Source organism: Aquibium microcysteis (assembly GCF_014495845.1).
Lineage (GTDB): Bacteria > Pseudomonadota > Alphaproteobacteria > Rhizobiales > Rhizobiaceae > Aquibium > Aquibium microcysteis.
The window spans coordinates 4,356,663-4,370,399 of the sequence record NZ_CP061080.1 but is presented as its reverse complement, the minus strand read 5'-3'; the positions used below and the strand labels follow the sequence as shown (position 1 = coordinate 4,370,399).

The 13,737-nt window shown below is 68.0% G+C and carries 10 protein-coding genes and 1 pseudogene; 4 read left to right on the top strand and 7 right to left on the bottom strand.

Going from position 1 to position 13,737, the window contains the following annotated elements:
* Positions 1 to 21: 21 nt before the first annotated feature.
* Entirely contained in the window at positions 22 to 693 is a 672-nt protein-coding gene (locus IAI54_RS20440) for an LON peptidase substrate-binding domain-containing protein (RefSeq protein ID WP_187968940.1), read from the top strand.
* Between the two features lie 8 nt (positions 694 to 701).
* On the top strand, positions 702 to 911 hold the full coding sequence (locus IAI54_RS20435; protein WP_187968939.1) for a Trm112 family protein: 210 nt from the start codon (positions 702 to 704) through the stop codon (positions 909 to 911).
* Between the two features lie 77 nt (positions 912 to 988).
* Here IAI54_RS20435 and IAI54_RS20430 read toward each other — a convergent pair whose 3' ends face one another.
* Genes IAI54_RS20430 through IAI54_RS29025 form a run of 3 tightly spaced genes read right to left on the bottom strand, consistent with a single transcriptional unit; the run spans position 989 to position 6,784 of the window.
* Positions 989 to 4,369 (bottom strand): error-prone DNA polymerase, encoded by a 3,381-nt coding sequence (locus tag IAI54_RS20430; RefSeq protein ID WP_187968938.1) that lies wholly within the window; start codon positions 4,367 to 4,369, stop codon positions 989 to 991.
* A complete protein-coding gene (locus tag IAI54_RS20425; RefSeq protein WP_235679119.1) occupies positions 4,366 to 5,850 on the bottom strand; it encodes a DNA polymerase Y family protein in 1,485 nt (494 codons plus the stop codon). The genes IAI54_RS20430 and IAI54_RS20425 overlap by 4 nt, the downstream gene beginning before the upstream one ends.
* A complete protein-coding gene (locus tag IAI54_RS29025) occupies positions 5,792 to 6,784 on the bottom strand; it encodes an ImuA family protein (protein ID WP_235679118.1) in 993 nt (330 codons plus the stop codon). Before IAI54_RS29025 ends, IAI54_RS20425 begins: the two co-directional genes overlap by 59 nt.
* A 178-nt stretch (positions 6,785 to 6,962) precedes the next feature.
* Here IAI54_RS29025 and IAI54_RS20420 point away from each other — a divergent pair, with 178 nt between their 5' ends.
* Positions 6,963 to 7,385, top strand: coding sequence for a metallopeptidase family protein (locus IAI54_RS20420; RefSeq protein ID WP_187968936.1), 423 nt, complete (start codon positions 6,963 to 6,965; stop codon positions 7,383 to 7,385).
* Positions 7,386 to 7,464: 79 nt separating this feature from the next.
* Here IAI54_RS20420 and IAI54_RS20415 read toward each other — a convergent pair whose 3' ends face one another.
* The 4 genes and pseudogenes from IAI54_RS20415 to IAI54_RS20400 all read right to left on the bottom strand — a co-directional run bounded on the left by IAI54_RS20415 (position 7,465) and on the right by IAI54_RS20400 (position 8,881).
* Positions 7,465 to 7,671, bottom strand: a complete 207-nt coding sequence (locus tag IAI54_RS20415; protein WP_187968935.1) for a DUF1737 domain-containing protein — start codon at positions 7,669 to 7,671, stop codon at positions 7,465 to 7,467.
* Between the two features lie 105 nt (positions 7,672 to 7,776).
* Positions 7,777 to 7,999 (bottom strand): annotated as a pseudogene (locus tag IAI54_RS20410) (type II toxin-antitoxin system RelE/ParE family toxin).
* A gap of 58 nt (positions 8,000 to 8,057) precedes the next feature.
* On the bottom strand, positions 8,058 to 8,246 hold the full coding sequence (locus IAI54_RS20405) for a hypothetical protein (RefSeq protein ID WP_187968934.1): 189 nt from the start codon (positions 8,244 to 8,246) through the stop codon (positions 8,058 to 8,060).
* Positions 8,247 to 8,314: 68 nt separating this feature from the next.
* Positions 8,315 to 8,881, bottom strand: coding sequence for a peroxidase-related enzyme (locus IAI54_RS20400; RefSeq protein WP_187968933.1), 567 nt, complete (start codon positions 8,879 to 8,881; stop codon positions 8,315 to 8,317).
* 109 nt (positions 8,882 to 8,990) lie between these two features.
* Here IAI54_RS20400 and IAI54_RS20395 point away from each other — a divergent pair, with 109 nt between their 5' ends.
* Complete coding sequence (locus IAI54_RS20395; RefSeq protein WP_187968932.1) at positions 8,991 to 13,736, top strand: NAD-glutamate dehydrogenase; 4,746 nt, start codon at positions 8,991 to 8,993, stop codon at positions 13,734 to 13,736.
* Position 13,737 lies beyond the last annotated feature (1 nt).

Sequence of the window (13,737 nt, the reverse complement as noted above, 5' to 3'; positions counted from 1 at the left end):
TCCCGCAGGAGGCCCATCCCGTTGCAAGCTGGAAACGCGCATTATCGGAATCCGACCGACTTTCCATCCACCGTGCCCGTCTTCCCCCTGTCGGCCGCGCTCCTCCTGCCTGGCGGACGGATGCCGCTCAACATCTTCGAGCCGCGCTACGTCGAGATGGTGGACGCGGCGCTGGCGTCCGACCGCCTGATCGGCATGGTCCAGCCGCGGCTCGACGGCGGGATTCGGCCGGACGGAGAGCCGGAACTTTGCGAGGTCGGCTGCGTGGGTCGTCTCACCTCCTTCACGGAGACCGGCGACGGTCGCTATCTGATCTCGCTGCAGGGTGTCTGTCGCTTCCGCATCGTCGAGGAGGTCGCTACGCGCGAGGCGTTCCGGCGGTGCAGGGCGATGGTCTTCGCGGGTGACCTCGACCTCGAGCGGGAGGCGGCCGAGGTCGACCGGGATGCGCTGCTGAAGGCCTTCCGGTCCTATCTCAAGGCCAATGAGCTGGAGGCCGACTGGGAGTCGATCAGCCGCGCGGAGAACGCGATGCTCGTGAACGCGCTCTCGATGATGGCGCCGTATGGCGCGGTCGAGAAGCAGGCGCTGCTCGAGGCGCCCGATCTCAGGACCCGGGCGGAAACCCTGATCGCCATCACCGAAATGGCGCTGGCGCGCAGCGGTGACGGCGCCGGCGCCAGCCTTCAGTAGAGGCAGGCATGGCCGAGGGTGAACGCGTCGCGGTGATCGACACCAAACTCCTCGAGCTGATCGCCTGCCCGATCAGCAAGGGACCGCTCGTCTACGACGCCGCACGCTCGGAACTGGTTTCCAAAAGCGCACGGCTCGCCTACCCGGTCAGGGACGGTATCCCGATCATGCTTCCCTCGGAAGCGCGCTCGCTTCGCGACGATCCGCCGGAGCGGTAACCAAGCTCCACCTTCGTCGAGGCCGGCCCGCGGCTTGCGGCAGACGGGAGCGCGCCGGCCCTCCGGTCCCCGATCCTTCAGTGAAAGTTGCGGCCTTTCGGCATCACCGCGCCTGACCGCCGGGCCAGAGCCTGATAGTCTTCCCGCAGGCCCGGGATCTCCTCTATGAGGGCGGCTAGGCGCGACCCCTTCGTCGCCTTCTCGCGCTGCTCGACAACCGGTCGCCGAACCTCGTCGGCATTGGCCAGCGTCATGATGAGATGGGCTTCCTCCGACAGATCGCCGAGGCGTGACGTGATGTCTTCCACCGCTTCGGCCACGACGTGGATGACCCCCGACTCCGATTGGACCTTTCCCCGCACCCTGACGAGCCGCGAGCCGATGACGATGGCCCGGAATCGCTCGAAGACCTTCGGCCAGACGATGACGTTGGCCACTCCGGTCTCATCCTCGATGGTCATGAAGATGACGCCCTTGGCGGACCCCGGCCGCTGCCGCACCAGCACCAGGCCGCAGACGGAAACACGCGTTCCGCTTCGCACGGTCTCGAGCGCGGCATTCTCGGCCGCCCTTTCCGCGGCGAGGCGCCGGCGCAGGAACGAAACCGGATGGGCCTTCAAAGAGAGCGACAGCGTGCGGTAGTCGTGAATGACGTGCTCGCCGAGCGGCATGGCGGGCAGCCGCATTTCCGGCTCGTGATCGGCGAGCTTCAGCGCCGGGTCGTCGAGCAGCGGCAGGAAACCGCCGGTCCTGGTGTCGTCCAGGCCTTGCACGGCCCAGAGGGCATCGCGCCGGTCGAGTCCCAACGAGCGGAAGGCATCCGCCCGCGCCAGCCGTTCCAGCGTCGGGCGGGGCAGGCCCGTCCGCAGCCACAGGTCGCGGACCGAATCGTAGCCGGCTTGCCGCCGCTCCACCAGCCGCTGCATCTCGTCCTGCCGCAATCCCTTGATCTGCCGGAGGCCGAGCCGCACCGCATGGCGGGTGCGGATCACGTCCCGCATCTCGCGATGTCGGGCTGCGATCCGCGTCCTGTCGAAAGGTGCATCCTCCAGAGTTCCATCCCAGCAGGAGTGATTGACGTCGGGCTCCAGCACCTCGACCCCGTGCTCGCGGGCGTCGCGGACCAGTTGCGAGGGCGCATAGAAGCCCATCGGCTGGGAGTTCAGGAGCGCGGCGCAGAAGACGTCCGGATAGAAGGTCTTGAACCAGCACGAGGCATAGACCAGCAGGGCGAAGGAGGCGGCGTGGCTCTCCGGAAAGCCGTATTCGCCGAAGCCCTCGATCTGCTTGAAGCAGCGCTCGGCGAAATCCCGCTCGTAGCCGCGGGAGACCATGCCCTCGATCATCTTCCGGCGCAGCGTGCCGATGGTGCCGACCCGTCGGAAGGTGGCCATGGCGCGGCGCAGCTGGTCGGCCTCGCCGGGCGTGAAGCCGCCGGCCACGATGGCGATCTTCATCGCCTGTTCCTGGAACAGCGGCACGCCCAGCGTCCGCTCCAGCACGGCCTTCAGCTCCGGACGCGGATATTCCGGCTCCTCGAGCCCCTGTCGCCGGCGCAGATAGGGATGCACCATGTCGCCCTGGATGGGTCCCGGCCGCACGATCGCCACCTCGATGACCAGGTCGTAGAAGGCACGGGGCTTCAGCCGCGGCAGCATCGTCATCTGCGCCCGGCTCTCGATCTGGAAGACGCCGATCGTGTCTGCCCGGCAGATCATGTCGTAGACCCGGGCATCCTCCTTCGGGATGGTCGCCAGCGTCAGCCGCTGCGGGTGATCGTCCGGGTAGTGCCGCGCCAGGAGATCGAAGGCGCGGCGCAGGCACGACAGCATGCCGAGCGCCAGGATGTCGACCTTGAGGATGCCGACGGCATCGAGGTCGTCCTTGTCCCATTCCACCATCCGGCGTTCCTCCATCGCCGTCCTGACGATGGGCACGATCTCGTCCAGGCGGTCGCGGGTGATGACGAAGCCGCCGACATGCTGGGAGAGATGGCGCGGGAAGCCGAGGATCTCGTTGGCGCGGTCCACCAGATGGCGCGTCAGCGGCTCGGCCATGTCGAGGCCGGCGGCCTTCGCCTCCTCGCCGCCGAGGCCGGCGCTCGACCAGCCCCAGATCGAGCCGGACAGCGCCGCCATGACGTCCTGCGACAGGCCCATCGCGGCCGCCGTCTCGCGAAGCGCCGAACGGCTGCGATAGGTGACCACCGAGGCGGCGAGAGCCGTGCGCCTGGCGCTGTACTTCTCATAGATATAGGCGATCACCTCGTCGCGGCGGTCGTGCTCGAAGTCGACGTCGATGTCGGGCGGCTCGTTGCGCTCGGGCGAGATGAAGCGCTCGAACAGGAGATCCATGATCTCCGGTCCCACATCGGTGATGCCGATGCAGAAGCAGATGATGGAGTTCGCGGCCGATCCACGCCCCTGGCAGAGGATTCCCTCTCGGCGCGCGAACTGGACGATGTCGTGGACGGTGAGGAAATAGCGCGCATAGGTCAGCTGCTCCACTACGGCGAGCTCGTGCCGGATCATGGCGGACACTTTTTCCGGGACGCCTTCGGGATAGCGCCGTGCCGCGCCCTCCCAGGTCAGCCGGGCAAGCTCTTCCTGCGGGGTGGCGCCGTCGCGCGTCGCCTCGTCCGGGTAGTTGTAACTGAGTTCCGACAGGCAGAAGGACAGCTCGCCGGCGAAGCGGAGCGTCTCGGCCAGCGCCTGCGGATGGCGGCGGAAGAGCCTTGCCATTTCGCGCGGCGGCTTCAGGTGCCGCTCGGCATGGGCGCGCAGCTCGAACCCGGCCTGTGCCACCGGCGTTCCGAGCCGGATGGCGGTGACGACGTCCTGCAGCGGACGCCGACCCGGCTCGTGATAGAGCACCTCGCCCACCGCCATCAGCGGCAGGCCGGCTGCCTCGGCCAGTCGAGCCGCCTGCTCCAGCCGCCAGCGGTCGTTGCCGTCGAAGGCGGGCGCCACGGCGACGCGGACGGCGCGGCCGAAGCGCCGCGCCAGCCGGCGCAGGAGGTCGAGTTCGCCGGCGCCGTCCTCGCCGAGCGGCGGCAGCACGGCCAGCGACATGGCGTCGCCCCAGGTCATCAGGCCGCCGAGCTTCAGGTCGGGCGCGCCCTTCACGCCCGCTTCGTTGGCTTCCGTCAGCATGCGGCAGAGATGCCCCCAGCCCGCGCGGTCCCGCGGATAGGCGAGCATGTCGGGCGTGCCGTCGGAAAAGACCAGCCGGGCACCGGGATGATAGGGTAGGCCCTCCTTCTGCGCCATCTTCCAGGCCCGCACGACACCCGCCACGGTGTTGCGGTCGGCCAGCCCGACGGCCGAAATGCCGAGGCGCCGGGCCATGACCACCTGCTCCTCGGGCGCGGAGGCTCCGCGCAGGAACGAAAAGTTCGACTGGACGGCGAACTCGGCATAGGCCGGGGCGGCCTTCGTCACATCGTCGGCGACGGTCATGCGAACAGTCCGTGCATGAACCAGCGCGGCACGGCCGCGGTTCCGTCGTAGAGACCTTCGCGGCAGAGCCAGAAGCGTCGCCCGGCGGTGTCCTCGACACGGAAGTAGTCGCGGGTGCGCGCGTCCCGGCTGGCCTGCCACCATTCGGGCGCGAGACGTTCCGGCCCTTCGGCACGGGCGACCCGATAGAGCGTGCGGCGCCAGCGGAAGGAGAAGGGCGGTCCGTCGGGGACCTCGGCGGAGGCCTCGACCGGTTCGGGCCGTGGCAGCAGGCGGATCGGCCGCTCGCGTGCACCCGGCCGGGGGGCCGGGACGAGGCCGGGAGGGCCGGCGGCGCCCCTGCGCGGACCCGGCGCGTCTCTGCCTTCGGAAGGCGGCGCGTCGGCAAAGGGGACGAACGCCACGGCGCGCTCCGGGAGGTGACTTTCCCGCAGCGTCGGGCGGCTGATCGCCGCCCGGCCGAGGCGGGCGCAGATGCGGTCGGCGAAGAGCGCCAGATCCTCCTCGTCGGCGGCTCTGCCGTTCCCGGCGAGATCGCCCTGCCGGGTCTCGAAGCGCGCGCTCTCGCGCATGTTCAGCCGCACCAGATCGAAGCCGAAGCCGGCATCGATGGTGGTGACGGCCAGGCGTTCGCGGAACAGACGCTGGATCATGCGTGGGTCGCGCATCGGCCGCGATGTGCCGACGCCGACCCGGCAGACCGCACCATCGACCCTGAAGAGCGCCAGTTCGATGACCTTGGCGCCCTCGCCCCGGGTTTCCAGGCTGGCGCGCGCGGTGGTCGCCAGCATGAGGACCAGTTCCTCGATATCCTCCATCCGCTGCACGGGTTCGGCCAGCGCGCGCTCCACGGAGAGGGCCGCCACAGGGAGCCGTGGCGAGAGCGCCTCTTCGGCATGGCCCAGCGCCTGGTCGAGCCGGGCGAGCGGGAGGCGGCCGAACCGTCGGGCCAGCGGCGCGCGCGGAGCTTCGAGAATGGCCCCCACCGTTCGCAGCCCGACGCTTTCGAGGCCGGCGCAGACGGCAGCGTCGAGCCGGAGCGCCGACAGCGGCAGGTCACGCAGGAAGGCCGCTTCCGCGCCTGCCTCCAGAATGATGCCGCGGGCGAAACGGGCCGCCGCCCAGGCCGCTCCGGCCGTCGAGGCGATCGCGGCCCGGGCGCTGAATCCCTGCTCGCGCAGGCGCTTCAGGAGATCGTCCAGCATCGCCCGTTCGCCGCCGAAGAGATGGGCGCAGCCGGTGATGTCGAGATGCAGTCCGTCGGACCCGTCGAGCGCGACCAGGGGCGTATAGCGGTCGCACCAGTCGGCAAGGCCGTCGAGGAGCCGCTCCTCGGCTGCAGGATCGGCCTCGACCACCTCCAGAGACGGATGCATGGCGCGGGCATCGGCGATGCCGGTGCCGCGCTTCAGCCCGAGCGCCTCAGCCTGCTCGTCGAGAGCGGCGATCCGCTGCGCGTTCCTTTCGCGCCGGCTGACCACCAGCGGCGGTCGCCCGGCCGCCGGCGTGGCCCGCCAGGTCCGGCCGAGCCGACGCCGCCAGACGCTCTCGATCGGGAGATAGGGGAACCATAGAGACAGGATCCTCTGGCCGTCTGTGCCGGAAAGTGCGGTCATGGGCGTTCCATTCCAGTTCGAACCTGCCGGACGCGCCGGTCCGGCTCTTGTCGAGGTCGACGCAGAAGGCAGGCGGACCGATCGAGCCGGGGAGCGGACCCGACACGGTGGAGCGCAGTCCCGACGCTGCCGGCGAGACGAGGAGGCGCACGGGCGCCGCGGTCGCCTCCGCCAGGGTGGAATGGCGGATGAGCAGCACCGGCCGGCCGGCGTCGCGCGCGCGAAAATGCAGCCGTCTGGTGGCGGTCAGGTCGAGACGCCGTGCCGCCCCGCGCAGTTCCAGGATCACGAGGCCGACGCAGGAGAGGGCGGCGGCTTCGTCGGCCACCCAGAGCGCATCGTCGAGCCTGGCCGTCTCGCAGAAGAGCATGCGCTCGGGCGCGATTCCGAAACGGAACCAGAGCCCGGGCGCGTGGGGCATGCCGGCTTCGCGATGGGTGTCGGAGGTGGCGATCCACAGGAAGGGCAGGCCTGCGGGAAGCGACAGCGCCGCCAGGCACAGTACAAAGCCCGCCACCGCGCCGGCATTGCGCATCTCCGCGCCGTGAATCTCCGTCAGCGCGGCGCGCGGCAGGCCGCCGCCGAGCGCGGTGTCGAAGGCAGCCGCGCCCGTGGCCAGAAGACCGCCTCCATGGGAATCCGGACGCAGCGCCATGCCCCGCTCGCGCAGCACGGTCTCTCCTTCCGGCGGCGGGCCGGCCGGGACGACCTCCAGCCTTTCGGCGGGCGTGCCCTCGATCCGGGCGATCTGTCGACGCAAGGCAAAAAGGGTTTCCCGCGCCGTGGCGATGGTCGCCATGGCCTGCTCCTGCAATCCGTTCCTGTTATGTTCCTATGGATTCCAGAGGGTCGGAAAAGAGTCAAGCACGCGTCGGCTGAATTTATTCCTAGGGCGGTTTACCCTGCGTTTCACCTCTTGCGGCCCGCCCCTCGCAAGATCGGCGACGAACGGCTATATGCCCGCCAAAGGACAGGACATGGCCCGCATCTACCAGACCCGCTCATGGCACGATCAGCTCTCGCCCTCGGTGGACGAGATGGAACTGCTCGCGCTCGAAGCCTATGCTCACCTGCCGGAGGATTTCCGTGCCCTGACCGGCGAGATCGTGATCCAGATCGCCGAGTTTCCCGACGAGGAGATCATGGACGATCTCTCGCTGGAGACGCCGTTCGATCTGCTCGGCCTCTTCGAGGGGCGCGGCATCGCCGAGCGCTGGAACCCCGCCACCGGCGAGGGACCCAACCGCGTGACGCTCTATCGCCGCGCCATCCTCGACTACTGGGCCGAGAACGAGGAGACGCTGGGCGACATCGTCACCCACGTCCTGATCCACGAGATCGGCCACCATTTCGGCCTGTCGGACGAGGACATGGAACGCATCGAGGAAGCCGCGCCGTAAAGGCGCGCCCGCAGCGGATTCCCGAAGACGTCTTACGGCCGGCGGCCCGCGCGTGCCGCTGACGCCCGGCTCGCGCCGCTCACTGTTCGCCGAGCTTGATGCCCGGTTCGTAGTCGATCCCCTCGACCTCCTTCACCACGGCCTGGCCGCAGCGCATGGTCTTCGTCTCGGCATCATAGGCGTAGGTCGGCCCGCCGGACAGGATCCAGCCCTTGTTCAGGGCCGCCGTCACCTTGTGGCAGAAGCTCGAATCGTCGGGTCCGGTGAGGAAGCGGTAGAGTTTCATGAAGCGAACCTGATCGGGAAAGACGGAGGAGACTTTACCGCACTGCGACCGCGACAGCCAGGGAGACGATCGTCCCGGCGCCTGGTCCTGCCTTGGCCGGCACGATCAGTCGCTGAACCTGTCCGGGAAGCGGCGCGCGCCATGCAGGACGGCCAAGATCTCGATATGCTCGCGAAGCCGGTAGAAGGCCAGGTAGGGCGTGCCGATGATCGTCAAGCGACGTGTGTCCTTATCGGCCAGCGCCCGGCCGAGCTTCGGATGCCACGAGAGAACGGCAACCGCCGACGATGCGGCGCACGACGGCTGCGGCCGCACGTTCGTTGTCCATGGCGATATAGGAGCCGATATCGTCGAGATCCTGCAGAGCTTCGTCCAGCCAACGAATGTCATTCATCGGGAATGAATTTGCGGATGACCGCCCGAACATCGGCGTCGGAGGCAAAGCGGCCTTGGTCGGCTGCCTTGTGGCGATCCCGGATCTTCTTCAGGTGCCATGCCTGCACGTCCTGCTCTCCCTCGACGGGAAGCGGCGAAATCGCGTCGGCAATCGAAATCGGCTTGGGGTCCATGCTCATGACGTCATTCTCGCATGCCACGGGCAAGTCGACCAGACCCTGGAGGTCTTCACAAGCCGCCTCGCTCCTCACCGCGCCATGGCGTGGTATTCGTCGTTGGGACGCATGTCGACGGCGGCAGCCATGCGGTTGGACATGTTGAAGAAGGCGGCGGTGGAGGCGAGGTCCCAGATGTCGCGGTCGGAGAAGCCTGCCGCGCGCAGGCCCTGGCGGTCCGCTTCCTCGATCCTGTCCGGCGTCTCCGTCAGCTTGACCGCGAAGTCGAGCATGGCCTTCTGGCGTGGCGACAGGTCGGCGGCGCGGTAGTTCATCACCATCATCTCGCCGAGCTTGGGATCGCCCGACAGCTGCCGCACGGCGGCGCCATGCGCCGTCAGGCAGTAGTAGCAGTGGTTGACCGAGGAGACCGCCACGGCGATCATCTCGCGCTCGAGCTTCGTAAGGCCTGACTGACCGAGCATCAGGTCGTTGTACATGTCGGTGAAGGCGCGAAGCTTCTTCTCGTCGAAGGCGTAGGCCTGGAGCACGTTCGGCACCATGCCCAGCTTTTCCTCGCATTTGGCGAAATAGGCGCGGGTCGGTTCGCTCAAGTCCCCGGCCGGGGGAAGGTCCAGTGCCGTGATCTTTCCCGTCATGATGATTTCATCCCTTCCGGTCAATGTCGCCCCGGGCTCGGATCATCGGCGGGGTCGTAAACGTTCACGATCCTGATACGATACCGGAAAAACCCCAGGGGAGGGAAGAATGCCCGAGGAAACGAGGATCGGCACCGACGACGGCGCAGGCCGGGCGTTCGCCAAGCTTCTTCTGTCGCGCGCGTCCGCCGAAGACCTGGCCGGCTACGACGACAGGATGCTGCGCAAGGCGGCAGCGCTCGCCCACGACATGGTGCTGCGCCATCGCAAGGGCGAGAGCGTGATCTCGATCCTGACCGACAGCGGGGTGATGCGCGCGGACCGCCCGGTCTGCGTCGTCACCGTCATCAACGACAACATGCCCTTCCTGTTCGATTCGGTGATGGGCGAGATCGCCGAGGGCGGGAACGAACCGTTCTTCGTCACGCATCCCGTCATGGTCGTCTCGCATGCCCGGGATGGTGCCAACGTGATCGCCGCCGATTCCGTCCAGCCGCAAGGTGATCGGCTGAGCGTCATCCAGGTTCATGTTCCTCCGATGACGGGCGAAGAGGCGGAGGCGCTCCGGATGCGGCTCGAGCGCGTGCTCACCCATGTGCGCAACGCGGTGCAGGACTGGAAGCCGATGCTGGCCCGGCTCGAGCACACGATCTCGGATTATCGCTACCTGCCCGTCCCGCTCGACAAGGGTGCCGTCACCGAAGCGATCGCCTTCCTCGAATGGCTGCGCGACAACAATTTCACCTTCCTCGGCATGCGCAGCTACCGCGCCCTCGGAGAGGGCGAGACGACGGAACTCGAGCGGACCGACCAGCGCGGACTGGGCATCCTGTCCGATCCCGACCTGCGGGTGCTGCGCGGCAGGACTCAGACCTCCATCACCACGCCCGAGATCCTCGAGTTCCTCAACGGTCCCGAGCCGCTGATCGTCGCCAAGGCCAATGCCCGCTCCCTGGTGCACCGGCGCGCCTATCTCGATTATGTCGGCGTCAAGACCTTCGACGCCGAGGGCAGGTTGTCGGGAGAACTGCGCATCGTCGGCCTGTTCACCTCGACGGCCTACACGCGCTCCGTTCTCAACATCCCCTACCTGCGGTCCAAGGCCGAGACCGTCATCGCGAAGTCGGGCTTCGACAAGAGCGATCATTCCGGCAAGGCCCTGATCAACGTGCTGGAATCCTATCCGCGCGACGAGCTGTTCCAGATCGACGCGACCCTGCTGAGAAAGCATGCGATGGCCGTGCTGGCGCTCGGCGAACGTCCGCGCGTGCGGGTCCTGGTGCGCGTCGACCAGTTCGACCGGTACGTCTCGGTGATCGTCTTCGTGCCGCGCGACCGCTACGATTCGCGCGTGCGGCAGCAGATCGGAGACCACCTGAAGACGGTCTTCCAGGGGCGCCTCTCCGCCTATTATCCGGCCTTCCCCGAAGGCTCGCTGGCGCGCGTCCATTTCATCATCGGCCGCTCGGGCGGCAAGACGCCTGCCATCCCGGCCCAGGAGATCGAGAACGCCATCCGCAACATCATCCGGACCTGGGACGACGCCCTGCGCGAGGCGGTTGCCGAAGCTGGCGAAGATCCCGCGCTTGCCGACAAGGCCCAGCTCTTCCCCGAGGCCTATCGCACCTCCTTCGCACCGCACGAAGCGATCGCCGATGCCCGGCGCGTCGCCGGGCTTTCGAAGGACAGCCCGATCGCCATCGACTTCTATCGCCGGGCCGACCAGCCGGCCGAGCATGTGGCGCTCAAGATCTACCACCACGGCGCGGCGGTCTCCCTGTCGAAGCGCGTTCCGCTGCTCGAGAACATGGGCTTCCGCGTCATCTCCGAACGCACGTTCGAAACCGTCGGGGACGAGCCCGTCTTCATCCACGACATGGAACTCGAAAGTGCCTACGGCAAGGCCGTGGAACTCGCGACGGACGGCGCACTGTTCGAAGACGTCTTCCTGTCTGTCTGGAGCGGCCAGGCAGACAATGACGGCTACAACGGCCTCGTCCAGACCGCCGGCCTGAAGGCCCGCGAAATCGTCATCCTGCGCGCCTACGGGCGATACCTGCAGCAGGCCGGCATTCCGCAGAGCCAGGACTTCGTGGCCGCCGTGCTCAACCGTTATCCGGCGATCGCGCGCGACCTCTATTCGCTGTTCAACGCCCGTTTCGACCTCGCCATGCCCAAAGGCACCTCGGCCCACGACCAGCAGGAGATCGGACGGCGGATCGGCGAGGCGCTGGAAGGCGTTCCGGTCCTCGACGACGACACGATCATCCGGCGCTTCCTCAACCTGATCCTGAGCACCCTGCGGACCAATGCGTTCAAGACGCAGGAGCCGGAAAAAGCCCGCTCGCTTGCCTTCAAGCTCGATTCAGGACAGGTCGTGGGCCTTCCCGATCCGAAGCCCTGGCGGGAGATCTTCGTCTACGGACCCGAGGTCGAAGGCGTGCATCTGCGTTTCGGACCGGTCGCCCGCGGCGGGCTGCGCTGGTCCGACCGGGCGCAGGACTACCGCACCGAGGTGCTGGGGCTCGTCAAGGCGCAGCAGGTCAAGAACGCGGTCATCGTTCCGGTCGGCGCCAAGGGCGGCTTCTATCCCAAGCAGCTTCCGGCGGGCGGATCGCGCGACGCGGTGTTCGAGGCCGGCAAGGCGGCCTACGTCAATTTCGTGTCGTCGCTGCTGTCAATCACCGACGATCTGGACGTCGACGGGGTTCTCCCGCCGGAGGGCGTGATCCGCCACGACGGCGACGACCCCTATTTCGTCGTCGCGGCCGACAAGGGAACGGCGACCTTCTCAGATACGGCCAACGCGATCAGCCAGGCGCACGGCTTCTGGCTCGACGACGCCTTCGCCTCCGGCGGATCGGCCGGCTACGACCACAAGAAGATGGGCATCACCGCCCGCGGCGCCTGGGAGGCGGTCAAGCGGCACTTCCGCGAGATGAACCGCGACATCCAGACGGAGCCCTTCACCGTCGCCGGCGTCGGCGACATGTCGGGCGACGTGTTCGGCAACGGCATGCTGCTTTCGACCGAGATCCGGCTTGTCGCCGCCTTCGACCACCGCGACATCTTCATCGATCCCGATCCGGACGCCGCCGTCTCCTTCGCCGAACGCCAGCGCATGTTCGCGCTGCCGCGGTCGAGCTGGCAGGACTATGACCGCTCGGCGATCTCGGCCGGCGGCGGCGTGTTCTCGCGGTCGCAGAAGGCGATCACGCTGTCGGAGGCCGCCGCCCGGGCGATCGGCATCGGCAAGACCATCGCTTCGCCGACCGAGATCATGAACGCCATCCTGAAGGCGCCCGTCGATCTCCTCTGGTTCGGCGGCATCGGCACCTATGTCCGGGCGACCACCGAAAGCAATCCTGACGTCGGCGACCGGGCCAACGACGCCATCCGGGTCGCGGCTCCGGACGTCGGAGCGAAAGTCGTCGGCGAAGGCGCCAATCTCGGCATGACGCAGCGCGCACGCATCGAATACGGCCTCGCGGGCGGCCGCTGCAACTCGGATGCGATCGACAATTCCGGCGGCGTCAACTCGTCCGACGTCGAGGTCAACATCAAGATCGCGCTCGCCGCAGCGATGCGGAAGGGAACGCTGTCGCGGCCCGACCGGAACGTCTTCCTCGCCGAGATGACCGACGAGGTGGCGGCTCTGGTGCTGTCCAACAATTACGACCAGACGCTCGCCCTGTCGCTCGCCGAGCGGCGGGGGCTGTCGGACCTGCCGCACCAGCAGCGCTTCATGGCCATGCTGGAAGCGCGGGGACGGCTCGACCGCGTCGTCGAGACGCTACCGTCCGATGCGGCGCTCGCCGAACGCTCGGCGAGGAACCTGCCGCTCACCCGCGCCGAACTGGGCGTGCTGCTTGCCTATGCCAAGATCGCGCTCTTCACCGACATCGTCGAAAGCGGTCTTCCCGACGAGGCTCATTTCGAGGAGGATCTGCTCGCCTATTTCCCCGACCGGATGGCGCGCGAATACAAGGCGGAGATCGAAGGCCACAGGCTGCGCCGGGAGATCATCGCCACGCAACTGGCCAATGACGTGATCAACCGCGGCGGGCCGTCCTTCGTCAGCCGGTTGCAGGACGTGTCGGCCTGCGGCGCCGCCGAGGTGGTGGCATCCTATTCGGTCGTGCGGGACGGCTTCGACATGCCGGGCCTGTTCGGTGCCATCGACGCGCTGGACAACAGGGTCGACGGCCAGGCGCAGCTCCGCTTCTATCAGGCCGTCGTGCGGCTGATCGATGCGGCCACTCACTGGGACCTCACGAACGGAGATCGCTCGATGAACGTTGGCGAGCGGGCGGCGGAACTGCGCCGCGCCCGCGGCGTGCTGGAGCCGATCCTGGTCGACCTGCTGCCGGCCTTTCTCCGCTCGCGTCTCGACGGGCGCGTCGCTGCCTTTGCGGAGGCCGGCGCGCCTGCGGGTCTCGCGGCGCGCCTCGCCTTCCTGGACGTCGCGGAAATCGTGCCCGACATCGACCTCGTGGCCCGGGCGGCCGAAGCCGATCTCCCGCTGGCCGCAAGAACGTTCCTCGGCGTCACCGAGGCGTTCAGGATCGGGCGCATCGAGGATGCGGCGCGGTCGGTGGTGGCGACGGACTATTATGACGGCCTTGCGCTTTCGCGTGCCAATGACATGATCGGCGCGGCCCGGCGCGGCATGGCCATCTCGGTTCTCGCAGGCCATCGCGATGCCGCCGATCCGGTTGCGTCATGGCTGGAAGCCGGCGGCCGGCAGATGGCGCGGGCGCGCGAGCGGCTGCAGGCGCTCACCGAAAGCGGCGACATCAGCCTGTCGCGCCTGACGGTCGCCGCCGGCATCATGACGGATCTGGCCGGGCAGTGAC